The organism is Peribacillus sp. SIMBA_075 (assembly GCF_046534585.1).
The window spans coordinates 1-24,537 of the sequence record NZ_JAWRYN010000037.1; the positions used below are offsets into that span (position 1 = coordinate 1).

Below are 24,537 nucleotides of genomic sequence, written 5' to 3' on the forward strand. Positions count from 1 at the left end.
GGCACGCCGCCAGCGTTCGTCCTGAGCCAGGATCAAACTCTCCGAAGAAATGTTTGACTTGCTCATTTTGCTTTTTTAATAGTGTGTGCTCACTTAAAATTTAACGTTGGCGCTTTGTTTTGTTCAGTTTTCAAAGAGCAATTTCTTTCGGAACAGCTTATTAATAATAACATTTTCATCACTCTGAGTCAACAACTTTTTAAAACTTTTTTTAAAAGTTTGTAATCCGTTTGCAACTCGTTCGTAACGACAGATATAAATATAACACCATTACGGTAACTGCGCAATACCTTTTATAAAGTTTTTTTGAGATAATGTTGTTTTTCTTTCCAACCCTAGAATCCAATCAATTAAATGACATGAAATTATAATTAAAAAACAAAAACCGAATTGAACTTACCGGGATCATGAGCTACACTCCTGAATCCCAGCCGTCCGAATTCGGCCCTGCAATCATAATTACCTTATATTATTAACGGTGTCTCATTAACGGGAATAACAGCACGTCACGTATAGAAGGAGAATTGGTCAATAGCATAACCAAACGGTCAACACCAATTCCCAATCCGCCAGTTGGCGGCATTCCGTATTCTAAAGCCTCCAAGAAATCTTCATCCATTTCATGAGCCTCATCATTACCTTGCTCTCGTTCTTTTAATTGTGCTTCAAAGCGTTGACGTTGATCAATAGGGTCATTAAGTTCCGTGAAGGCATTTGCATGCTCCCTACCCACAATGAATAACTCAAAACGATCGGTAAAACGGGAATCTTCCGGGTTTTTCTTTGCTAACGGAGAGATTTCCACTGGATGTCCATAAATGAATGTAGGTTGAATTAACTTATCTTCAACCTTCTGTTCAAAGAACTCATTTACAATATGACCAAATTCCATGGATTCCTTAACTTCAATTCCGTTATCTTTAGCAAGCTGTTGGGCTTCTTCTTTACTCATTTGAGTCCAGAAGTCCACACCTGTATATTCTTTTACAGCATCAACCATGTGAAGTCTTTTCCATTCCGGTTTTAACTCTATTTCATACTCCCCATACTGAATGGTAGTCGTCCCCAGAACTTCTTGTGCTATATGGGCAATCAGGTTTTCGGTTAAACTCATGATATCTTGGTAATCAGCATATGCCTCGTATAATTCAATCAAGGTGAATTCCGGATTGTGTCTTGTAGATACTCCTTCATTCCTGAAAACCCGTCCTATTTCATAAACTTTCTCTAATCCGCCAACGATTAAGCGTTTTAGATGAAGCTCGATGGCAATCCTTAAATTCAAAGACATATCCAATGCATTATGATGAGTAAGGAAAGGGCGTGCAGCAGCTCCACCAGCAACAGAGTGCAATAGAGGCGTCTCTACTTCAAGGTATCCATGATCATCAAGATATCGTCTCATGGCTTGTACAATACGACTGCGCATGATCAACGTGTTTTTACTTTCCTCATTTGTAATTAAATCAACATAACGTTTCCGATAACGCTCTTCAACATCCTTTAGACCATGAAATTTATCAGGTAATGGGCGAAGCGCTTTAGCAAGGAACACATATTCTTTAGCTTTAATGGAAAGTTCCCCGACTTTCGTTTTGAAAATTACACCAGTGACCCCTACGATATCGCCCAGATCCGTTTGGTTGAAAATTTGGTAAGCATCTTCACCTATATTATCTAAACGGACGTAGATTTGGATTTGGCCGCTAATATCCTGAATATGGGCAAATCCCGCTTTCCCTTTTCCACGCTTAGTCATTACCCGGCCAGCGATCGTAACTTCAATTTCTTTTTCTTCAAGATCTTCTTTTTCTAATTCCCCATAAGCACTAACTATCTCTTGAGTGTTATGTGTGCGCTCGAATCTGCTCCCGAATGGGTCTTGTCCATTATCAATCATGGCCTGCATTTTATCGCGTCTCACTTGCAGTTGGTCATTCAATTCTTCATGACTCACGAAAATCATCTCCATCTTTATTAATAAAAGCTTTATATAATTTATCAGAAATTCTTTTGCATACGTATTTATTCTTACATAAAGTACGAGAATTCAACAGCTTTTTATCTTAAAAACTTCTTTATGTATATATAAAAACTGCCAGGTTTAATGGCAGTTTAAGATATGCGTATTATAGGAAAACAGGAAGGCGAAGTCAACATCAGACCATTTGAATGTTCATTTCCTTCGCTTCAATCTCATCGACCATTCCATAAAGAAGGCTCACGACATCTTCCCTTGTTTCACAATCGTTAATCCCTTTACGTGCCTTGGCATTCCCTTTAACACCTTTTAGGTACCAAGAAGCATGCTTACGCATTTCACGGACAGCGACGTTTTCGTTTTTCAGTGCAATCAGACGATCCATATGAAGTACACAAACATCCATCTTTTCACGAACTGTAGGTTCATCCATCAGTTGACCCGTTTCTAAATATTTTACAGTCCGGTAAATCATCCACGGGTTACCTAGAGCTGCACGGCCAATCATGACCCCGTCAACACCCGTTTCTTTAAGCATTCTTTCCGCATCCTGCGGAGTTTCCACATCACCGTTACCTATAAGAGGGATATTAATCGATTTCTTCACTTCACGAATGATATCCCAGTTAGCTTTCCCTTCATACATTTGAACCCGGGTTCTCCCATGCATGGAAACAGCTTTACCGCCTGCGCGTTCAACAGCCTGAGCATTTTCAATCGCAAACACATGCTCTTCATCCCAGCCAATGCGCATTTTAACCGTTACCGGCTTTTCAACTGCATCAACCACCGCTGAAACCATCTCATAAATTTTGTTTGGATCGAGAAGCCACTTCGCACCAGCATCACACTTCGTGATTTTCGGAACAGGGCACCCCATGTTGATATCAATGATATCAGCATTTGTATTTTTATCTACGAATTGAGCAGCTTTGACCAAGGATTTCTTTTCACCGCCAAAGATTTGCAAGCTTAACGGCTTTTCTCTTTCATCTATATAAAGCATATTCATCGTTCTAGCATTTTGTAAAACGATTCCCTTATCACTGACCATCTCCGCACAAACAAGACCAGCACCAAATTCCTTGACGGTCAAGCGGAACGCCGAGTTACAGACTCCCGCCATCGGTGCCAGAACTACCGGATTCTTCATTTCTATATCGCCAATTTTTAACACGTTGACCTCCTATAACATGCTTTCATTTATCGTCAGGTGGCTGAAGCTCCTCAATGGAAACATGAAGAATTTCCGCCACTTCCAGTAAAAATGCCTCTGAAGGGTTGCGGTTCCCTCGTTCTATTTCTCCCAGCAAGGAAACGGAAACACCTATTTCCCTCGCAAACCCTTCCTGGGTATAACCCTTTAACTTTCGAAAAGCGCGAATACGCCTTCCCCATTTTTCACCTTCCATAATCGAACTCCTTCTTTATCCGGAATCTGTTCAAGCAAGTCGCTCAAAGGTGCATGCATGTGCGGAAGCCTAATATCAGGGTCCACTTCCATTAAAGGCACGATAACAAAAGCCCTCTCGTGCATACGAGGGTGCGGGACTGAAAGAATCTCTGTCTCAATATTTTCATGATTATATAACAAAATGTCAAGGTCTAAAGTACGGGGACCCCACCTGATTTCCCTTTTTCTCCCTAAATCGGTTTCGATTTTCATACAGGCGCGAAGTAATTCCTCTGGTTCTAAATCAGTTTTCACTTTAAGGACAGCATTTAAAAAACAGTCCTGGTCGGCATATCCTATCGGGTCTGTTTCATATAAAGAAGAGCAGGCCGCCAACTGGATATGCGGGTCCTCAGACAATAATTGGAAAGCCGTTCGGAAAGTATCAAGGCGATCCCCTAAGTTCGATCCTATAGAAAGGTAAGCAATATTTACCACAATCAGCGTCCCCTTACAATTTCTATAGCTACCGAGTCATAGTGCCCCGCTATAGGGGGATCTGGTTTATATACCTTCACGGTGCATGTCTCGATGGAAGAATATTTAGTAAGTAGTTCAGAAGCAATTTTTTCAGCAACAGCTTCCACTAACTTAAAAGGTTCTCCTTCAACAACACTTTTACACACTTCATATAACTCGCCATAGTTGATTGAGTCTTCAAGGTTGTCACTCTTCCCAGCATTGGCTAAATCAGTCTGGACGATTAAATCCACTTTAAACCGCTGACCAAGCTTCGTTTCTTCCGGAAAAACTCCATGATAACCGTAAAACTCCATTTTATTCACATATATCTTATCCATTTCATTCACCTTTTCCTAAAAGAACATCCATCATCTTTGCAGTCCGTGCCATTTCCTTCACATCATGTACGCGAACCATTTGACAGCCTTGCTGAATGCCGTGGCAGATTGTAGCGGCGGTGCCTTCCATCCGCTCACTAGGCGGCAGGTCCAGAACATGTCCAATCATGGACTTTCTTGATGTCGCAAGCAGCACAGGATAACCTAATGATACCAGCTTATCAAGATTCCTCATCATTTCCAAATTTAACTTTAAATCTTTCGCAAATCCAATGCCTGGATCGAGAATGATGTTTTCGTCCTTGACTCCCGCATCCTTTACCAACATGATGCTTTCGAATAAATCTTGAAGTACATCCCGAACAAAATGTCCATAACCCATATTATCCCTGTTATGCATCAAGATAATCGGCACCTTATATTCCGCCGCAACCTTCGCCATCAAGGAATCGGCTTTTCCTCCCCAAATATCATTTAATATATGGGCTCCTGCTTTTACTGCCTCTTCCGCAACTCTTGATTTATACGTATCGACCGATATTGGTATCTCAATATTACGGGAAATGGCCTCAATAATCGGGGCTACTCTCTCAATCTCCTCCTCATCCGATATCCTCTCATAGTTAGGACGGGTGGACTCTCCGCCTACGTCCAAAATATCCGCTCCGTCGTTGACCATCTGTTCGGCATGCTTCAAAGCAGCATCTACCCGATTATATTTCCCGCCATCCGAAAAGGAGTCCGGCGTAACATTCAAAATCCCCATAATTAAGGTTTTCTTGCTATAATCCAAATCAAATGAACCGCATGTTATTTTTGATACCTCAGCTAATGACATCCAACGTTCTCCTTCGCCTAAAAAAATCTATATATACGAGTTTACCCATTTACATAGGTATAGTGCAACCCTCCGTGAAGATTAGAAATACTTCGCAGACTTTTCTACAAAAAGAAAAGCAAAGCCCATAAGGAACTTTGCTTCTCATTTAGTATCTGGTCTCACTCAAAGTTATATAATGGTGTACTCAAGTAACGTTCACCATTACTTGGTATGATAGCAAGGACTTTTTTGCCTTTTCCCAGTTTTTCAGCCACTTTAATAGCCGCAGCAATTGCGCCTCCAGAAGAAATTCCGCCAAGAATCCCTTCCTCTTTCGCTGCTCTACGGGCGTAATCGAACGATTCTTCTGTATTGACTTGAATGATTTCGTCATAGAGATCTGTATTTAAAATACTTGGAACGAAGCCTGCACCGATTCCTTGGATTTTATGGGGCCCCGGGGTCCCACCGGATAATACAGGAGAATCCGCAGGCTCAACAGCGTAAATTTTAATGTCAGGATACTTTTCACGCAGGACTTCACCAGCACCAGTAATGGTTCCGCCAGTACCGATTCCGGCAACGAATGCATCCAGACCTTCATCACCAAAGGCTTCAACGATTTCAGGGCCAGTAGTGTTACGATGAACTTCAGGGTTGGCTTCATTCTCGAATTGCTGCGGAATAAAGTAACCTTTTTCTTTAGACAGCTCAGTTGCCTTAGCGATTGCTCCCTTCATTCCTTCTGGACCAGGTGTAAGAACTAACTCTGCCCCATAAGCGCGAAGCAAGTTACGGCGTTCCAGGCTCATTGTCTCCGGCATGACCAGGATTGATTTATAGCCTTTGGCTGCCGCTACCATCGCTAGTCCTATTCCGGTATTTCCGCTTGTAGGTTCAATGATCGTATCACCTGGCTTAAGGTTACCGTTTTTTTCTGCTGCTTCGATCATCGCAAGGGCGATACGGTCTTTTACACTACTGCCTGGGTTAAAATACTCAAGTTTCAAATAAATATCTGCACTGTTTTCATTTTGAAGCTTGTTTAACTTCACAATAGGTGTTTGTCCAATTAAATCGATTACAGAATTAGCTATACGTGCCATTTTCTCCACTCCTTATCATTTCAATACCGAGTATGTTTATTGGTTTTATTAATTAAAGTTACCAGTTTTAATAGTTCATTGTCAATGATTATATACTATATTCTAAATTTTCACACAATCCATTGACCTACTTTTGTTCTTTCAATCCATAAAACCATTCTACATTAAATTCATCCCAGAAAATCTTCCCGGAGACCGGTGCCTGAATCTGTTCAAGAGCTATTTGGCGGTGAATCTTATCTTTAACTTCTTCATATTTATACTGCTTGCCCTCTATTTTTTCATGCAGATAGATAATGGCCCAACCATCTTCCGTTTGTATTGGATCACTCCACTTTTTAGCCTTCAATTTCTCGGCAGCGGTAATGTATTCCTTGGAGACTTGCTCATTATCCTGCGATATATAACCCATGTCGCCTCCCTGATTGGCAGTGAATTCATCAAGGGATTTTTCCATCGCTAAGACATTAAAGGAGACACCTTTCTCCAGTTCACGTATGATTTGGTCCGCCTGCTTTTTTGTAGACAAGGTAATATGGGAAATATGGAAAGTAGTAGGAATTCGGTAAATATCCTTATTATTATCATAGTAATTCTGCATTGCCGTTTCGGAAACCGAAACATCCTTTGTGAGGAGCTTTTCAAGGAGTAGACTAGACTGAATTTCCTGCCTCAATTGATCCGTACTTTTATCAAGAGTCTGACCGGCAGTTCCATACATTGTTTTCATCATTTTAAGTTCCCGATCGATCTCTTCATCCGAAGTTTTCACTTTGTATTTTTCCGCTGCCTGTTTCACTACCTCTTTATCGACCATTTCCTCAAGTACATCTTCCCCATACCTTTTTTCGAGTTCATTAATCCATGCTTCCCGGGAAATATCCTTGGAACCAACCTTTGCGACTGTTTCCTGCCCAATGACGGATTTTGAAATGATCAACGGTTTTATGACAAAGATTATGATGGTCAACAGGTTCAACAATGCAAGGCCGGCAATAATCGCCCGAAGCTTTTGTTTAGGCAAAACCCTTATCCCCCGTAAATTATTTTTTGGTTTCTGCTTCTAGTTCCTCGAGATCTTCCTTCGAGAATTGGTAGGTCTGATTACAAAAATGGCATTGTGCCTCCGCTTGTCCCTCTGTCTCAATAATATCCCGGATCTCATCTTGTCCAAGGCTAATCAATGCATTGGCAATTCTTTCCCTTGAACATTGACAGGAAAATGCAACATCCATTTTCTCTAAAATATTCACATTGCCCTCACCCAAAATCTCGGTTAGGATTTCTTCAGGAGTCAGACCTTTCTGGATCATCTTAGAAACAGGAGCTATTGTGCTTAGACGACTCTCGATTTTGGAAATCGTATCATCGGATGTGCCTGGCATCAATTGAATGATAAATCCACCTGCTGCAAGTATCGAATTATCCGGATTCACCAGGACCCCCACTCCTACAGAAGAAGGCACCTGTTCGGAAGTAGCGAAGTAATAAGTGAAATCTTCACCTAATTCCCCCGATACAAGCGGTACTTGACCTGAAAAATGATCACGGAGACCAATATCTTTCACTACAGTCAACACTCCGTCTGTCCCCACCGCTTTCCTGACATCCAGCTTTCCTTGTTCATTCAAATCAAAATGGGTTTGCGGGTGGGTCACATATCCGCGGACTTCTCCCTTCGCATTGCTGTCGACCAGGATGGATCCAATCGGGCCACCGCCCTCGATTTTAATCGTCAGTTTTTCTTCACCTTTTAACATTCCGCCCATCATCACACCTGCCGTCATTGCACGCCCAAGGGCAGCGGAAGCAGTAGGCCATGTATAATGACGTCGTTGAGCTTCTCCTACGGTATCAGTTGTTGAAACAGCATATGCCCGTACCTGTCCTTCATAGCCTAACGCCTTTATTAGATAATCCTTCATTTGTTATGCTCCTTCCATGCTGTATAATTACTTCTTCACTTCTTCACTTGTTCACGATTTCGTTTATAAATCAGCTGCAATCCCTTTAAAGTTAAAAATGGCTCAACAACGTCAATCACAGTAGACTCATTAGCAATTAAGGTAGCCAGTCCGCCTGTCGCTATTACCGTTGGCTCTAGATTACTTTGCGCCTTTATTCGATTAACGATTCCTTCAACCTGTCCAACATACCCAAACAAAATACCAGCCTGCATGGCGGATACCGTATTTTTGCCAATGATTCCTTCAGGTCGGCTGATTTCTATCCTTGGAAGTTTGGCCGCTTTTGAATAAAGTGCTTCTGTAGAAATATTTATGCCCGGAGCAATGGCTCCGCCCATGTATTGTTTATCCTCATTTATGTAGCAATATGTCGTTGCCGTGCCAAAATCCACGATAATGAGAGGGCTTCCATATTCCTGAATGCCTGCAACAGCATTAACGATCCGGTCCGCTCCCACCTCACGGGGATTTTCGTATTTAATATTCAATCCAGTTTTTATTCCAGGCCCCACTATAAGCGGCTTAATGCCAAAGTATTTTTTACACATACGTTCAAGCGCAAACATAATCGGCGGAACTACCGAAGAAATAATGATTCCATCAAACTGATCAAACGAAAGACCCTCATGTTGCAGTAAAGACTTTATGACCATTCCATACTCATCTTCTGTTTTATGACGGCTAGTCTCAATTCGCCAATGATATTTTAAAATATCTTCATCGTATACGCCTAATACAGTATTCGTATTCCCAACATCCAATACAAAAATCATCGTTTCATCACTCCGGTAAATTATTCTCCAACATCATACCACACTGTTATTTCCCACGCTATTAGTCGCGCTTTTCGTAAGGTAAAAAAATCCCAGCATCTTTTTCTTACGTCCCCAAAGTCATTTTAAGAGTTAGAAAAGGGTATTTCCGAGGCGGAAATACCCTTTTCTTATAGTCAACTTAAGACTTTTTATTGTCATCTTCGTTCGGGAAGGAAAGCGGCTGATCTTGAGGTGTGCCTTCTTTGATTGGAGGAGTATTCAATCCTTCCTCCGTTATTTCAAGGTCCTCAGGTCCTCTCTTATCCAATGGATCTAATAGGGCCTCTTTTTCTTCCTTCTTCGTATTGATGTTCACCTTGACATTCTCATCAGTAGTTAAATTCCCATTCAAAGCGGTATAATCCCGTTCTGGCAACTTACCGTTATGGAATAAACTTTTGATTTGTTCAGCATCAAGTGTTTCCACTTCAAGCAAGGTTTTTGCAACCAAATCAAGTTTTTCACGATTTTCAGTAAGAATCGTCTTACATCTTTCGTAAGCTTCCCTGATGATGCGTTGAATTTCAAGATCAATTTCATATGCTATTGCATCTGAGTAATTTTGATCATTGTTAAAATCGCGGCCTAGGAAGACCTGACCTTGAGAATTACCGAATTGAAGAGGTCCGAGCTTACTCATACCATACTCCATAACCATGCTTCGAGCTATGCCAGTTGCACGCTGGAAGTCATTATGCGCTCCGGTACTCACTTCTCCGAATGTAACTTCTTCGGATACTCGGCCACCCAAAAGTCCTACGATTTTATCTTTCAGTTCAGGCTCCGTCATGAAGAAACGATCTTCTTTCGGCAGCATAACTGCATATCCGCCAGCTTGACCACGAGGGACAATCGTAACTTTATGAACGACTTCGGCATCATCGAGAACCAATCCAATAATGGTATGGCCAGCTTCATGCCATGCTACAATATTCCGTTCCTTTTTGGAAATGACACGATTTTTCTTAGCAGGTCCCGCAATAACGCGATCCGAAGCTTCATCCAAATCGGACATGTCGATCTTCTTCTTATCTTGACGGGCAGCGACAAGCGCCGCTTCATTCAGTAAGTTTTCAAGATCTGCACCAGAAAATCCTGGTGTACGCTGAGCGATCGCTTTCAAATCAACCGTTTCAGCTAAAGGTTTATTACGTGCATGCACTTTCAATACTTCTTCACGGCCTTTAACATCTGGGCGGCCAACCGTAATTTGACGGTCAAAACGTCCTGGACGCAATAATGCCGGATCCAATACATCAGCACGGTTAGTCGCAGCGATGATAATGATTCCTTCATTCCCACCGAAACCATCCATTTCTACAAGTAGTTGGTTCAGTGTTTGTTCACGTTCATCGTGACCGCCACCTAGACCTGCGCCACGTTGACGACCGACTGCATCAATTTCATCGATAAAGATGATACATGGTGCATTCTTCTTAGCATTTTCAAACAAATCACGAACACGGGATGCACCGACACCTACAAACATTTCAACAAAATCAGAACCACTGATCGAGAAGAAAGGAGTACCGGCTTCACCAGCTACTGCCCGTGCAAGTAAAGTTTTACCTGTACCAGGAGGCCCGACTAAAAGTACCCCTTTAGGAATACGGGCTCCAAGCTCGGCATATTTGCGAGGATCTTTTAAGAATTCAACGACCTCGACAAGTTCCTGCTTTTCTTCGTCCGCTCCGGCAACATCATTGAAGCGTACTTTTTTCTTATCATCATTATACAATTTCGCCTTACTTTTCCCGAAGTTCATGACACGGCCACCACCGCCACCTTGAGCTTGGTTAAGTAAAAAGAAGAAGAGGATAAAAATGATTACAAATGGAATGATTGAAGTGAAAAATGTCACCCAGCCACTTGTCTTTTCTGGAGGTTCAACAGTGATGATGTCTTTACCCAACTTAGTTACGGCATCATTAATTCGACTCTGCGAATATTCACTGAAAGGTACGTACGTCACAAAGTATTTGTTTTCCTCATAACCTTTGAGCTTCCCTGTGATTTCAAACACACTGCTTTCGGGCTGCATCGTTAGTGCTGTAACGTCCCCACTCTCCAAATGTTTATAGAATTCATCTTGGGTCATTTTCTCTGTTGGTTCATTGTTATTATTAAAGATGCTTACAATCCCAATGATGACCAAAAAGATCAGTAAATAAAATATGGTATTACGGAAGATCCGATTCATCCCTTACCTCCTCCCACGGGTAAACAAACTATAGTAAATACTATCATACAAAATTAATGAATTACAATAATTTAACACCGCTGTTTTTATCTGGTCTTCTCTTTCGAACAGGAACGATTAATTCGAGTAAATTTCAGGCTTCAATATGCCAATATACGGGAGATTACGATACTTTTCTGCAAAATCAAGACCATATCCGACAACAAATGCATCAGGAACGATAAATCCAGCATAGTCAGGAGTGATATCGGCTTTCCTGCCTGTTGGTTTATCCAATAGGGTAACGATTTTAATTGATTTTGCTTTTCTATAACGGAAAAGTTCCGCAAGATAGCTAAGGGTTAAGCCGCTATCGATAATATCTTCGATGATTAAAATATCCCGGCCTTCAACGGATGTATCAAGATCTTTGATGATTTTCACTTCACCGGAAGATACAGTAGAGCTACCATAGCTTGAAACATCCATAAAGTCCATTTCAAGATGTGTATCCACGCGTTTCAGTAAATCTGACATAAATGGCATGGCGCCTTTCAGCACTCCGATAGCCAGCGGGAACTTACCTTGGTAATCAGCTTCAAGCTGCGCACCCAATTCCCTGATTTTTTTTTGTAGTTCTTCCTCAGTTATTAACACTTTTTCAATGTCGTTTTGCATGGTCATAGTAATTAATTGCCCCCCATGAAGAATTAAGCTTTTTTATATTCTAAGTAGATTAAAGATTTTTCATCAGAAATTATATCCGGCTCAACATTCGATTTCTTTAAACCAGGAAGCCAAATGGCCGTTCCAGCTTGATCGATGATGACCGGCCACACATTTCTTTCTAGCATCGGGATTTTCTCATTAATAAAAATATCCTTCAACTTTTTAGTTCCACCTAATCCCTTGACTGCCATCCGTTCGCCTTCATTCCTGGTTCGGACTGTAAGCGGAAACTTCACAGCTGATTCGGGAAGTATAAAAGAATGATTTCCTTTAAGGACTGGAATTTCTTCTTTTATATAGTGCGCTTTAATCTTGTATCCATTCGGAAGAATAGTCTCACCGGGAATTTGTAATTTAAGGGAATATTTATGGCTTTTTTGCCGAAAAAATCTAAAAGTGCAAGTTTGATATGATTTTTCAGCAATAAGGCCCTCCGGAAGATGCAATTCTGCAGATGGTTGAGGATTTAAAAACAAAACTAAAAGTTGATCAATATGTAATGCCGAAAGCGATGAAGGTCTCTCCAAATAAAGATAGTTTAATATTAGTTGAATCGCTCTTCTTTGTAAAGGTTTAGGCATCGCGAGAACCTTATCAATCTGAATAACCGCTTGATCCTTATCCTGATGGATCCAAACCTCGGTCATTTTGCTTGAAACAAGGTTCTGAAAAAACTCTTCATCTTCATAAAGTTCTTCACTGAATCGTTGAAAATGCTCATGAACCTTTCTATTTTCTTTCTTTAAAAATGGAAGAACTTCATGTCTAAAGCGATTTCTTACATAGTCATCTTTTTCATTGCTCGGATCAAACCTTGGTTCAATATTATGATGGCCCGCATATTCAATAATTTGGCCTTTCGTGATTTCAAGAAATGGCCTGATCAAATGACCCGTGTGAAAACGTCTTTTTATAGGAATGCCTGCTCTTGCTTTACCTGTCGCCCCTCTTGTTAAACGCATGAGCATCGTTTCGATTTGATCATCTCCATGATGTCCCAGGACAAGAGTGGAGGCTTGATGCTTATCCATCATTTCTTCATAGAAAGCAAAGCGTGCCTTTCTTGACGTTATTTGTGAGCTTTCCCCCGTCTGTTCCATCCGGGCAGGAACATCAATCCTTCTTCCTTCAAATGCGATGCCCCACTGTTCACATATATGCTCGACATATTTATAATCTTCATATGATTCCTCACCACGAAACATATGGTCAACACTTGCAACAATCATCTCGTAATGAAAAAGTGATTGAATTTCCTTAAGGATATGGAGAAGCACCAACGAGTCCGGTCCCCCTGAAACCCCTATGAGCAACTTCGAGTTTTCCTGAATCAATTCGTTTCTATAAATGGTATTCAGAACTTTTTCCTTTAACATACAATCTTCCTTCTTTATGGACAGGTATTAGTTTATACGATTCAAACATGAAATGGTTTCAATTATTCCATGCATTCATCCATTAACTATATCATAACAACTGTTCATATATGTAAAGAACATAGAGCATCGATATTATGGCTACCAGTAAAAAGGTTTCAAAAAAGCCTCCCCTCTTATTGTTGGAATGGTTTTGGGACCTTCTGGCTTGCCTTGTTGCAGGTTGCTTTGTTGAAGGCTGCCCCGTCGCTGCCTGGCCCGGTCCCTTTTTGTTCAAATGATTTTGCTTACTTAACACAGTGACTAAATCCTCTCGCATTTGAAGGGCTGAATCATACTGCCCACGGAGTGCTTTATCCAGCATCTTTCTATATGGGTGCAATTCCTTTTTCTGTTTAATCAAGTCGTTAAGCTGTTTATACCCCTCCCCGTTCTTGTGGAAACGTTTAGGGTAGGAAGAATTGATGATAATCATCGCCACTGCGAACAAGTCATATTGCGGATCAGCCTTTCTTGATCCAAGTCCCCAGTAACCTCTGTCGAAGAACTCGGTGAATTCTTTAACGGATCGGCCAATTAAGGTGGTTCCGCCTACATCGACGCACCGCACTTTGTAGGCTGGTGAAGTCACTATCAAATTCTCAGGTTTTAAATCCCCAAACACCCAGCCATTTGTATGCAGGGCAGATAAACTGGTTAAAAGCTGAAGCATTAAGACCCCGATCCACGATGGCCCTTTCTTATCAATGAAACGCAAAAAATCGTGTCCATGGATATATTCCATGACATAAAACGGGAGCTGCTTTCCTGCTTTGATGAAATCGTCCGCTTCCAAAAAGGAAGGTCCAAGGGTAGACCCCTGGACCTTTGAGAAGGATTTTAGGATATTCATCTCCGAAATAATGGACGTCCCATTATCACTGAGCTTTAAAGCATAATGACGATTTTCACTTTCAACCAAGTAGACGATCCCGTTCGCTCCACACCCCAATTCCTTAATTATTTTGTACTCGTTTTTATTCCATTTTCCAGTGACCAAACCGCCAGGGAGGAGGTTACATTGATTCCTCAAAGTATTGTTCATCATCATGTGATAACAATCCCCTCAATGAACGTTTTTTATTGAAATATGTTAGAGCTTCACGAATGGCTGGACCTGTCGGAGTAAGTCCCCCTGTACTAAGCTTAGGAAAAGTTGCCGTCAAGGCTTCAAGGTTCGGCGTCCAATCCAGCAACTTTTCCACATCATTTCTTTTCCCAGGAAATACGAATACTGAAAAACGGCTGTCACCCATTCTTGCATTCATACTAAGGGAAAGATCTAATAAGGAATCTTTTACAGTAGGCAATTTATGTTTCATGCTTGCACTGGTATCAACAAGTATCAGTACTTCGAGCTTGCTTGTTTCCCCAAGCTCATCGACCACCTCCATTACCTCTCCACGTTTTTCCGGCGGAAGATCCTCCATCGTTCTTGAATCTCCCAGTATTTGTTGAAGTTCACGATTGATAACTCCCTGTATAGTTTGGGTCATCGCCTTTTGGGTCACCATTTGGACGGTTTGGGACAACTGCTGGGCATAGACTATTTGACTTACGCCACCTCCTGAACCAGCAATTTTCTCGATTTCCTTAAGTCCCTTTTCATCTATCACATCATTCTCCATTACACCTATTACATTGATGGTTATGCCTTGCTCCCTTGCTAATTCAGCCATGGCAGAGGGCTCCTCACCATGATTTGAACATCCGTCGGTTATAAGCAAAATCTGCCTTAATGTTCCTGCTTTCATGTTTTGCTCTCCCTTCCTTTCAATCTGTTACCATAATTGACTAAAAAGGGGGAAATTATACGCCAAAGGCTTACGCAATCAATTCACATTCATGGAGTGGATTCATTAAATTTTTCTAAAGTCCATCTTTTTACCTTTTACCCGTCTACCAACACACCACCTCGTTTTTAGTTTTATTTATTTTATATATATGAACGGCCCCTACTGGGCCTTTTTACGTTTTGGAGAAACGGGAATGGATGCCCATTTCGGTGTATTATGTTTAATTTTGGACGTTACCACTGTCATATCATCATCTATTATCCCTTTTGTTCGGATGACCTCTTCCAATATTAAATCCGAAATTTCCTGCGGATCTTCTGTCTCCATTTCCTTGATCTTTCGTTTAAGCCAGAACTCGATATTTTCGACATGGGAGGGACCATCGAACACTCCATCGCTCATCATGATTAATATATCCCCTGCCTTCAGCTCTTCTGATACAACATCAACATCGAAATCCTGGATGATTCCCATAGGCAGGTTACTCGACTCAATTTTTATTATCCTATCACCCCTTTTAATGAAACTCGGTATCGAACAGATTTTTAGAAACTTAGCCTTTGCGTCCTGAAGATCTATCATTGCCAAATCAAGAGTTGAAAATATTTCATCGGTAGTGCGTAGAGATAATACGGAGTTTACGGATTTAATGGCTATTTTTTCTTCTATTCCCGATTGTAAAAATTTTTGAAGCAGCTTTAATGTCTCTGTACTTTCAAAATGGGCCCTTTCCCCATTTCCCATACCATCACTAATGGCTATTGCGAATTTACCGCAACCAATTTCCATGGTCGTATAACTATCTCCTGAAACAAGCCCTCCCCCCTTGGCAGCATGAGCTACACCCGTTTCGACCGTGAATTTTTTTGCTGACCTAAATATCACCTCACATTGCCCGTTTGGATATGTTGCACACTCTTCTGAATGAACGACTATCGTTTCCCCTAGAATGTCCGAAAGCATAGGGGCTATCAACTTTTCACATTCCCCTCTGCCCTGGCAGTATGGGACACTCATTTCTATATCAACATTTCCTTGTTCTAGACTGTATATTTCAACATGGCCTATATGGAGGCCAAAATCCTGGATGGCCTCCATGATGGATTCTTCATGTACATGATGATTTTTCCTTTCCCTTTGAATTTCTTTCGCAAAATCATCCATTACTGCAGAAACGCCCCTCAGCTGATCCGCAACTAGTTTCCGGCTTTCTTTCACCTGCCTTTTTAACTTTTGGTTTGCTTCAAAATAAGTAAGCTCCTGTGATATCGCCCCAATGACCTGTGGTCCGCGGCTGCAATATTTCCCCCATTCTTTCGAAGTCTTTTGAGGGAGCTGTCCATCATTTTCACTTAATTGAATCATAATTTCCTGCATACCGTCATAGGTTGTATTGAAGTTCTTGGACCAGCATTGTTCCTTTTTAAAACAGAGCTGGCACGTCTTTTCCGTTACATTACTCAAGAAGTAATCGAATTCTTTCTCATCTTCCTCCAATCTCCCCCTTTCATCCACTTGGGAAAAGCTATTTGAAAGCGCCTCAAATACATGTGAGAATTGCTCCACCCTTTGAGCCGTAACATCCCTCACTTTCCGGGCATACTGCTGCTGTTCATCAGAATTCTCGACTGTTCCCGGTATGTGTTTCGCTATTTTGTTGATTATGGATGACGGTGTTAATATAAATAAAGCCACAGCTACAAGTGATTCATAAAGGGTCACCATAATATTATTGGTGCCCTCACCATATAAACCTATCAGTAACGTAGCAATTAAGAGGCCTACGGCGACCCCTATCTTCCTTCCCTCCTTCAACAACCCGCCCAGAAGTCCGGAAAAAGCGAGAAGGCTCATTTGATAAAGACTGGCAATGCTTGCCAAGCTGAATATCAATCCAGTAACTACACCTACAGTGGAGCCTATGGCGGCCCCTCCCGCCAGCCCAAAGAGGAGGACCAGGTATCGTGAGAATATATGGTCGAGTGATAAATCGTATATCATCCAGCCTATGGTTCCAGTCATTACCGAAGCCAGTAAGATGATGAGGCTTACGATTTCCTCCGTCTTTAATGATTGGGACTTTGTCCGTATGGTTAGCAGCGGGATGGACTGTATGAAGATTAAGGTTAAAATCATGGCGAGTCCCGCTTCCACTCCTATCATCATTAAGTCGTACAGCTGAATCGTTCGAAATACCAGATATTGTTCGGCCAGGTTGACCAGGAATAGTGAAGCAAAGACGTACATCGACATCGTTTTGAATTGCCCTTCAACGGCGGGCTTCTTGATCTTATGAAATAACAGAAGCAGGAACGCCGATGCAAAGATGACCAAACTATTGGAATAATGAACGGTGAGCCCGCCTGCAATCAATCCGAATAAAGCTAGTGGAGCCCTGTCACGCCTCATGAGAAAAACTGCTGCAAAAAACGGAAGTCCAAATGGTGCCAACTGAGAAAGAATTAATGCCCGTCCTAATAAAAAACCGATAATGGCTAAAGAGATACCTTTCTTTATGAATATATCTTCCGTCTTCGTTTGCAGTTGTTGGATCCAGTTGATGGCCCCTGCCTTCGCTTCTTTTAACTGAACATCTCCAAGAGGTTCCATCATAGGTCTTTCCACTTTTTCCATTTCAACACCCCATTCATATTAGTGATTTTAATTATAAAGAGGGCTTGTTTATTTTTTTGTCAGAATTTTATAAGAGGATAAGAAAAACGTTCGACGAAATTCTTCTTGAACAATCATTTGTATACAGGTTTTTGTACCTTTTTTTTCAATACAGAAACAGGCGTTCTTTTTTTTTTGAAGAAAAGCAAAGTTTTTAGGTTATTTTTGCGGAAAATAACACGAATAAATAATAAGGAAATGGAAACCGACAAACTTTATTTTTTTTGTTGACATTTTTCCTTCACGAATGTAAGATATAACTTGTGCTTCAGTAGCACTTACCATTATGGCGGCGTAGCTCAGCTGGCTAGAGCGTACGGTTCATACCCGTGAGGTCGGGGGTTCGATCCCCTCTGCCGCTATCTTTTTCTATTAAAATCACGGCCCGTTGGTCAAGCGGTTAAGACACCGCCCTTTCACGGCGGTAACACGGGTTCGAATCCCGTACGGGTCATCATATACACCGAAAGCGCCTCTGTACACTTATCCGAATAAGTGTACAGAGGCGCTTTTTATTGTCGTTTGAAGGTTTTATTACCATAAGTAAAGCCTTATATAATTAAAAGAAGACAAGCCAGCAAGCTTGCCTTTATCTACACTATGAATAATTTCACAGGAAAAGTAGCTAAACTATTATTTTCAGCAGCAGTTTTTATCCGCGTCTTCCTCCTCGACCTCCCCGTTTCGTTTCGGTGCTACGTTTAAGGGTCGTTAAGCGGTCTTCACTATCTTTTAAGAATTTAGCCATTTTTTGCTCAAAGTTTTCCTTGGGTTGGAAACTGTTACCTTTCGAGCGGAAGTCTTTGGAACGGCTGTCATTCCCTCTTCCTTGGCGCGGACGTGGTGTGTATGCAGGTTTTTGCTCAGCTTCAGGACGGTCTATCGCTTTTTTTATGGACAAGCCAATCTTGCCATCTTTCACATTGATGACTTTCACCTCGACTGTATCGCCCACTTTTAAATGATCATTAATATCTTTGACATAGTTATCAGCCACTTCACTGATATGGACAAGACCGGTTGAACCTTGAGGGAGCTCTACAAATGCACCAAAATTAGTTATGCCTGTTACTTTACCTTGTAACTTGCTGCCTACTTCGATTGACATAAAAAAAATGTTCCTCCTTAGAAATGTTAAAAAATCTCTTCACTCTATATTATAACGAAAGTAAAAAAACAGTGTCAATATTAGTCACTATCTTCCTTCCCTTTTGGAAGGGTAAAAATGATTTCACCTTTTTCAGATAAGAAATAATCCCGTCTGGCTATTTTCGCTATATAGTCATCGTCATTAAGCTTTACGATTTCTTCTTTAAGAAGGGTCTCGTCCTTTTCCAATTTAGCTAACTTACCCTTCAATTCTTTCTTCTGTTGAATTTTCTCATCAAGTGCAACATTTTGCGTTAGAAGGGTGGGAACAGCCAAAATCAAAAAGACAGCGGCGAAAACTGAGTAAAGTGTCAATCTACGCATTAGACCACGCTTCTTTTTTTCTACTGTTTGTACTTTTTTCTCTTGTTGAGCGACGTAGGGATTTTCTATTTTTGCCACTTTCCTTTTACCAAGGCTACTCATGTATTATCGCTCCTCATTTCTTTTTAGTTCTCCATCTATTTAGCGTTCTATTTATAGAATTCTTTATTTTCAATAAAATCCCTTTTCCTTTATTATAAAACTTCCCGACGTTTTTCGTAACAAAAACCGGCAATAAATTCCATATATAGGTCAGAATCCATTTTAATGGCCTCCAGAAAATATTTAAAATAAAGAGAAGTATTTTCCCCGCCCATTTTAGTAATGCTAAAACGAACTTACCTATCCCGATAATAATGGCTATTACAGATACTATTAACCATTTTATCGGAAGAAATATCAGCATTTGAACCGCATCAGTTATAAATCTCGCCAACTTTATCACCAGTATTATCAAAAGCTCTAAAAAACGTTGATAGAACCCTTTGAAAAGTGCTTGATAAGCTGAAAAACCGCATAATAAGGCCAAAAATAAATAGAGGCGAAATTCTCCCTCATTCACTAAAAACAAAACATAAAAAATAAGGAGACCCTGAATGATCCAGAAAAGGAAATCATGGATGAATACAATCCACCTTTTCCTTTCTGAACGCTTCAGGAACCGGCTATACGTATCCAGGGCAGCCCCAAAGGCACTGCCCATGCCTATCATCGCAAGCAACGTATAAAATTGGGTCGTTAAGGTCATTTGAACAATTTGCCAAAGAAGCCTTTAGCCTTCTCCCCTGATTGCTCATCTAAATAAACGAGGTCGAAAATCTTTCCCTTAATGGAAACGATGCCTTTATCAACGTCTAAATTCTTCATTTGCAAGTTTTGGCCCCGGATAGATAAGAATCCCATTGATGTTTCTAGCAAAAACTCTTCATTATCAAAGCTTTCCACTTGTTTGACACCGGTAATATCAAGTAAACGGCGGCCTTTCATCGTTACATCATGCTCTTGGATCGTTCCCTTTGTGTAACCAGCATTCGGATCAATATATTGGCTCATTTTTTCATCCCTCACAGTACCACTGATTTTGTACAAGTGTATGTCCGTAAGAAGGGAATTAGAACCAAGCCTGTCCTTACTCCTCTGCTAGCTTCTCTTCCTTTATGATGGAATACATATCTGCAGCCGCTTCTTTTTTCGTCGTTTCTTGAATTTTATCGACTCGCACAGTAACCAGCTTTTGACCGAATCGTACAGTTAATTCATCACCATCTTTAACACTCGAACTTGCTTTTGCCTGTTGTCCGTTAATCGTGATTCTCCCTTTATCCGCAACTTCCTTCGCAAGTGTGCGGCGTTTGATCAACCTTGAAACTTTTAGGAATTTATCCAATCTCATCGACATTCAAATCTCTCCCTTAATTAAAGTCCTTTAGCTTTTGCCTCATCCCAATATGAATCCAGTTCTTCTAATGTATAATCCTCAAACTTTTTGTCTGCCCTTTGAATGCTCTCTTCTATATATGTAAAACGCTGGTGAAATTTCTGATTTGCTTTGTAGACGGCTTCTTCTGCTTGTATGTCATAATATCGTGAAATGTTGACAAGCGCAAAAAAGAGGTCGCCCAGCTCTGATTTAATTCTTTCGACATCCCGATTCGGGCTTAATATTTCCTCTTCTAATTCCTGCACTTCTTCTATAACCTTTTTCCACGCTTCGGAAACCTCATCCCAATCAAATCCAACTTTCGCAGCCCTTTTTTGGTACTCTTCTGCCCGAATTAAGTTTGGCAGCGATTTCTCAATACCATCCAGAATGGAAATTGAAGCCTTTGTTTCGCTCCCTTTCTCATCTTCTTTGATTTTCTGCCAGTTCACTAATACATCTTCCTCGCCATTCACCTCAACATCCCCGAATACATGAGGGTGGCGCCGAATCATTTTTGCAGTAATGCCTTCAATCACATCATCCACCGTGAACATTCCCTCATCTTCGCCGATTTGAGAATGAAGCATCACCTGAAGGAGTACATCCCCAAGTTCACCAACCATGCCCTCATCGTCCTCTTCATCTATGGAATCAATAAGCTCGTATGCCTCTTCTATTAGATATTTCTTCAAGCTTTCATGAGTCTGTTTTTTATCCCAAGGGCATCCGCCAGGACCTCTAAGTTCTGCAATGACCTGCCGCAGTTTAGAAAACTCCCGATACCGTAACGCTTCTTCTCTAACAGGCGGGACATAAACACTCGTCAAGTTACTTAACTCCATCTGACGGTCGAGTTCGAACAGTGCGCACTTTGTCACTTTTTCCTGACTGCTGCCTGCCGCTGTGACGATATATACCTCGTAGTCATCCGGAAGCTTTTCCATTAAAGTCAACTTCACATTGGACGCGCTGAAAGCATCATACACCTGCCCGATTATCATGTGCTGGGTAATGTGCAAATCATCCGGAGAAAGATCTGTACCATCCAAAAGCTGGAACCCTTCAATCGGATCGATCTGAACAGCCTGAAACAAGGGATCAAGAAAACTTTGACCGCCTTCTAGCTTAATGGCTATTCCAAGAGACGGACCCTCTTCGAGCAAAAGCTGAACCGTTTTTTCCGCAACCATTGGATGCCCCGGAACCGCGTAAAGAACGGAACGGCTTGAAGCCTCCTGTAATAGTGTTTCAGCAATCTCTTCATATACCGCTTCAAATTGGTCGTGCTTTTCATATATCTCGTCAAATGCCGTGAAATTGATGCCTTCCCTTTTCAAATCCCCGATTACAGGATGATCTATCGTTCTGACGAAGCATTGTTCAGTTTGTGTCAATTTTTTATAAATCCCTAGCGGAAGCTGATCTAAATCTCCTGCACCAAGGCCTATTATCGTAATCTCATTCATCTCGTATACTCCTATTCGTTATTATAAATCGTTTAAGCTTTGATCCAGCAGGTATAAGTGAAAGTTCTTCTTCACCAAATAAACCTGCACGAATGGCGGTCATCACAAAAACGGCTGCACCGATCCCTACACCGATCAGCGCTTGGATCGTAGCTAACATTCGGCTCTCACCTGAAAACATCAATTGGAATAAGGCATTGAATAAAAGAACGGCCGTACCCATGTAAACCGTACTCTTCAAAATTATTAACAGGTACTTCCTTTCAATTAATGTCTTTTTAATATGTACTCTCAATACCGTATAAAATAATGCAGTCATGATCATAAATGCAAGTACGGTTGCCGAGGCTGCTCCCGCGGTTTTGTAATGGGGCACAAGAACAAGGTTCAAAGCCCACTTGCTACCCACCCCTATAATCGTAATGATCACCGGCACAAACGAGTAACCTAAACTTTGAAGCACTGCCGCTTCTGCCATTATGATGGATGTGAATAAAATCGATAAGGAGAAAATTGCTAAAGTAATTGTTCCTTTGGCATCCGTGAACAGCATTTGATTGACCGGCTTAATCGTTACTAACAGTCCAATCGCAGCAGCAAGTCCAATTGTCGTACTTACACGCAGCGCCAATTTAATCTTATTGAGTAATTCTTGTTCACTTTTCTTCTTAACAAATCCAGATATTACAGGTACAAGCGCCAATGCAAAAGAATTAGCCACGACTGTCCCTAGCTGAAGCAATGGCTGTCCACGGTCATATACCCCTTTCCATTCTTTAGCTTCCTTTTCCCCCATCCCCGTATCCCTTAGTAGCGAATACAGGTGCAGTGAATCAACAAACTGAAACAAGATAAGGATCAAGCCAGTTATGCAAAATGCCAACCCTTGAAAAACCAGGACTTTGGAAATCTTGATGAAATTTACCGGTTTGATATTCATTCGTAAAAAAAGCTTCCATTCTTCTTTTAAAATTACGAAAACAATAAGCAGTACCAGGCCAGTTATGCCGCCAGTAATCGAACCGAAAACCGCCCCCTTACCGACCACATAATGAGAGTAGCCCTGATTCACGAATATTGTGGAAAGCACCAGTATCGTCAATACACGGATACATTGTTCAGCGACCTGCGAACTCGCCGTAGGTATCATGTCGTTTATTCCTTGAAAATACCCTCTTAATACGGATGAAATCGGCATTAATAAATAGGAATAGGCAGTGATTCTTAGCAGACTGGCTAAATTCGGATCCTTCATCCATCCGGCAATCCAATCTGCGCCAAGAAACAGTGCAGCAAACATCATGATTCCTATCGAACTTAAGACGACGAATGAGGTGACTAAAATGTCCTTGACCGCAAAATCATTTTTTGAGGACTCCCGCTCTGCGATCAATTTGGATATGACAACAGGGAAGCCAAGTGTTGATAATGTAAAAGCAACACCGTAGAAGGGATATACCTGCTGATAGATATAAAACCCGATGTCGCCTGCTATGTTCTGATAAGGTATGCGATATGCCGCGCTCAAAACTTTAACGATAATAGCTGCTACGCTCAGGATCAGCGCACCTCGAAAAAGTTCATTTGAAGTTTTATTAGGCTTTTCAGCCATTCTTTTTCCCCTTTTCACTCATATGTGGTAGTTATTATAGCATAATTCAAGTGGTTAATTTTCATTTGTAACCATACTGTTAATTAATTCCCATATTCACCTCGAGAAAATACTCCTCCTTTTTATTGTCCTCCCCAATCCGTTTAATAAAGAGCAAAAAGGGCAGCGATTGCTGCCCTTTCCACATCTAAAAATATAATGGCATGTCCAAACTTACTGTTCCATTTGTCTAGCTAGAAAACTTGCTGCTGTTTCAACCGATTTCTGTTCCACTTCTCCAATTGTACCTTCTTTAGAGAAAATCAAGACGGCACCAATCGGGTCGCCACTCGCAATGATCGGAGCTGCAGTATATGATTGGACCTCTTCGTCATTTGAATCAACGAAGGATATTTGTCCATTCGGAGATTCCAAAACAGGATTTCTTTCTTCCATGATTTTTTCCACTAGTTCACTAACGCTTTTATTTAAGTATTCTTTTTTGGAGCCACCTGCCACTGCAATGTAAGTATCCCTGTCACAAATCATAACTGGGTTTCCAAGGCTATCATAAAGTGCTTCTGCATATTCTCTTGCAAAATCTCCTAATTCACTAATAGGAGAATATTTCTTTAAGATGACTTCTCCGTCTCTGTCTACAAAGATTTCCAATGGATCCCCTTCACGAATACGGAGGGTCCTTCGAATTTCTTTCGGGATGACAACTCTTCCTAAATCATCAATTCGGCGAACGATACCAGTTGCTTTCATCTAATGTTGCCTCACTTTCATCTAATTGATTTGATAAATCCTCTTTTTGTAGCAAAATCATCACCAGCTATTGTACTTA

The 24,537-nt window shown here is 41.1% G+C and carries 24 protein-coding genes and 2 tRNA genes; 2 read left to right on the forward strand and 24 right to left on the reverse strand.

Going from position 1 to position 24,537, the window contains the following annotated elements:
* Positions 1 to 472: 472 nt before the first annotated feature.
* The 16 genes from lysS to spoIIE all read right to left on the reverse strand — a co-directional run bounded on the left by lysS (position 473) and on the right by spoIIE (position 17,695).
* Entirely contained in the window at positions 473 to 1,972 is a 1,500-nt protein-coding gene (lysS, locus tag SB775_RS20755) for a lysine--tRNA ligase (RefSeq protein WP_284469083.1), read from the reverse strand.
* Between the two features lie 187 nt (positions 1,973 to 2,159).
* Positions 2,160 to 3,158 (reverse strand): tRNA dihydrouridine synthase DusB, encoded by a 999-nt coding sequence (gene dusB / locus SB775_RS20760; protein ID WP_410863111.1) that lies wholly within the window; start codon positions 3,156 to 3,158, stop codon positions 2,160 to 2,162.
* A 22-nt stretch (positions 3,159 to 3,180) separates the two neighbouring features.
* Positions 3,181 to 3,393 (reverse strand): helix-turn-helix domain-containing protein, encoded by a 213-nt coding sequence (locus SB775_RS20765; RefSeq protein WP_410863112.1) that lies wholly within the window; start codon positions 3,391 to 3,393, stop codon positions 3,181 to 3,183.
* Positions 3,345 to 3,872 carry a 2-amino-4-hydroxy-6-hydroxymethyldihydropteridine diphosphokinase gene (gene folK, locus SB775_RS20770; RefSeq protein ID WP_410863114.1) on the reverse strand — a complete coding sequence of 176 codons (528 nt, stop codon included), beginning with the start codon at positions 3,870 to 3,872 and terminating at the stop codon, positions 3,345 to 3,347. The genes SB775_RS20765 and folK overlap by 49 nt, the downstream gene beginning before the upstream one ends.
* 2 nt (positions 3,873 to 3,874) lie before the next feature.
* Positions 3,875 to 4,234, reverse strand: coding sequence for a dihydroneopterin aldolase (gene folB, locus SB775_RS20775; protein ID WP_410863116.1), 360 nt, complete (start codon positions 4,232 to 4,234; stop codon positions 3,875 to 3,877).
* A gap of 1 nt (position 4,235) precedes the next feature.
* Positions 4,236 to 5,072: a dihydropteroate synthase gene (folP, locus tag SB775_RS20780; RefSeq protein WP_089364288.1), complete on the reverse strand. Its 837-nt coding sequence runs from the start codon at positions 5,070 to 5,072 to the stop codon at positions 4,236 to 4,238.
* Between the two features lie 161 nt (positions 5,073 to 5,233).
* Positions 5,234 to 6,160, reverse strand: coding sequence for a cysteine synthase A (cysK, locus tag SB775_RS20785; protein WP_061440348.1), 927 nt, complete (start codon positions 6,158 to 6,160; stop codon positions 5,234 to 5,236).
* Positions 6,161 to 6,287: 127 nt separating this feature from the next.
* Positions 6,288 to 7,184 carry a peptidyl-prolyl cis-trans isomerase gene (locus SB775_RS20790; RefSeq protein ID WP_410863118.1) on the reverse strand — a complete coding sequence of 299 codons (897 nt, stop codon included), beginning with the start codon at positions 7,182 to 7,184 and terminating at the stop codon, positions 6,288 to 6,290.
* Between the two features lie 19 nt (positions 7,185 to 7,203).
* The gene (hslO, locus tag SB775_RS20795; protein WP_061440346.1) at positions 7,204 to 8,085 is read right to left on the reverse strand and encodes an Hsp33 family molecular chaperone HslO; all 882 of its coding nucleotides are present in this window, start codon (positions 8,083 to 8,085) and stop codon (positions 7,204 to 7,206) included.
* A 35-nt stretch (positions 8,086 to 8,120) separates the two neighbouring features.
* Entirely contained in the window at positions 8,121 to 8,900 is a 780-nt protein-coding gene (locus SB775_RS20800; RefSeq protein WP_061440345.1) for a type III pantothenate kinase, read from the reverse strand.
* 181 nt (positions 8,901 to 9,081) lie between these two features.
* Positions 9,082 to 11,142, reverse strand: a complete 2,061-nt coding sequence (gene ftsH, locus SB775_RS20805; protein ID WP_081108653.1) for an ATP-dependent zinc metalloprotease FtsH — start codon at positions 11,140 to 11,142, stop codon at positions 9,082 to 9,084.
* A 117-nt stretch (positions 11,143 to 11,259) separates the two neighbouring features.
* Positions 11,260 to 11,799 (reverse strand): hypoxanthine phosphoribosyltransferase, encoded by a 540-nt coding sequence (hpt, locus tag SB775_RS20810; RefSeq protein ID WP_089364294.1) that lies wholly within the window; start codon positions 11,797 to 11,799, stop codon positions 11,260 to 11,262.
* 32 nt (positions 11,800 to 11,831) lie between these two features.
* Positions 11,832 to 13,226, reverse strand: coding sequence for a tRNA lysidine(34) synthetase TilS (gene tilS / locus SB775_RS20815; RefSeq protein WP_410863120.1), 1,395 nt, complete (start codon positions 13,224 to 13,226; stop codon positions 11,832 to 11,834).
* A 91-nt stretch (positions 13,227 to 13,317) separates the two neighbouring features.
* Entirely contained in the window at positions 13,318 to 14,316 is a 999-nt protein-coding gene (locus SB775_RS20820) for a protein kinase domain-containing protein (protein WP_410863121.1), read from the reverse strand.
* Entirely contained in the window at positions 14,282 to 15,019 is a 738-nt protein-coding gene (locus SB775_RS20825) for a VWA domain-containing protein (RefSeq protein ID WP_089364284.1), read from the reverse strand. The genes SB775_RS20820 and SB775_RS20825 overlap by 35 nt, the downstream gene beginning before the upstream one ends.
* A 201-nt stretch (positions 15,020 to 15,220) precedes the next feature.
* The gene (spoIIE, locus tag SB775_RS20830; protein WP_061440342.1) at positions 15,221 to 17,695 is read right to left on the reverse strand and encodes a stage II sporulation protein E; all 2,475 of its coding nucleotides are present in this window, start codon (positions 17,693 to 17,695) and stop codon (positions 15,221 to 15,223) included.
* A 327-nt stretch (positions 17,696 to 18,022) separates the two neighbouring features.
* On the opposite strand from spoIIE, the gene SB775_RS20835 reads away from it, so the two are divergent.
* Both SB775_RS20835 and SB775_RS20840 read left to right on the forward strand, forming a co-directional pair.
* Positions 18,023 to 18,096, forward strand: a tRNA-Met gene (locus SB775_RS20835).
* 20 nt (positions 18,097 to 18,116) lie between these two features.
* Positions 18,117 to 18,188: transfer RNA gene (locus SB775_RS20840), tRNA-Glu, on the forward strand.
* A gap of 198 nt (positions 18,189 to 18,386) precedes the next feature.
* Here the strand turns inward: SB775_RS20840 and SB775_RS20845 are convergent.
* From SB775_RS20845 to spoVT, 8 genes are all read right to left on the reverse strand, one after another.
* On the reverse strand, positions 18,387 to 18,842 hold the full coding sequence (locus SB775_RS20845) for a S1 domain-containing RNA-binding protein (protein ID WP_061440341.1): 456 nt from the start codon (positions 18,840 to 18,842) through the stop codon (positions 18,387 to 18,389).
* 80 nt (positions 18,843 to 18,922) lie between these two features.
* Entirely contained in the window at positions 18,923 to 19,309 is a 387-nt protein-coding gene (locus SB775_RS20850; protein ID WP_061440340.1) for an FtsB family cell division protein, read from the reverse strand.
* Positions 19,310 to 19,322: 13 nt separating this feature from the next.
* Positions 19,323 to 19,955 (reverse strand): spore cortex biosynthesis protein YabQ, encoded by a 633-nt coding sequence (yabQ, locus tag SB775_RS20855; protein WP_284469088.1) that lies wholly within the window; start codon positions 19,953 to 19,955, stop codon positions 19,323 to 19,325.
* The gene (gene yabP, locus SB775_RS20860) at positions 19,952 to 20,260 is read right to left on the reverse strand and encodes a sporulation protein YabP (RefSeq protein WP_053348985.1); all 309 of its coding nucleotides are present in this window, start codon (positions 20,258 to 20,260) and stop codon (positions 19,952 to 19,954) included. The genes yabQ and yabP overlap by 4 nt, the downstream gene beginning before the upstream one ends.
* A gap of 76 nt (positions 20,261 to 20,336) precedes the next feature.
* Entirely contained in the window at positions 20,337 to 20,600 is a 264-nt protein-coding gene (locus tag SB775_RS20865; protein ID WP_061465928.1) for an RNA-binding S4 domain-containing protein, read from the reverse strand.
* A 23-nt stretch (positions 20,601 to 20,623) separates the two neighbouring features.
* The gene (yabN, locus tag SB775_RS20870) at positions 20,624 to 22,096 is read right to left on the reverse strand and encodes a bifunctional methyltransferase/pyrophosphohydrolase YabN (protein WP_410863124.1); all 1,473 of its coding nucleotides are present in this window, start codon (positions 22,094 to 22,096) and stop codon (positions 20,624 to 20,626) included.
* Positions 22,089 to 23,708, reverse strand: coding sequence for a putative polysaccharide biosynthesis protein (locus SB775_RS20875; RefSeq protein ID WP_410863125.1), 1,620 nt, complete (start codon positions 23,706 to 23,708; stop codon positions 22,089 to 22,091). The genes yabN and SB775_RS20875 overlap by 8 nt, the downstream gene beginning before the upstream one ends.
* Positions 23,709 to 23,921: 213 nt before the next feature.
* Positions 23,922 to 24,458 carry a stage V sporulation protein T gene (gene spoVT / locus SB775_RS20880; RefSeq protein WP_061144055.1) on the reverse strand — a complete coding sequence of 179 codons (537 nt, stop codon included), beginning with the start codon at positions 24,456 to 24,458 and terminating at the stop codon, positions 23,922 to 23,924.
* Positions 24,459 to 24,537 lie beyond the last annotated feature (79 nt).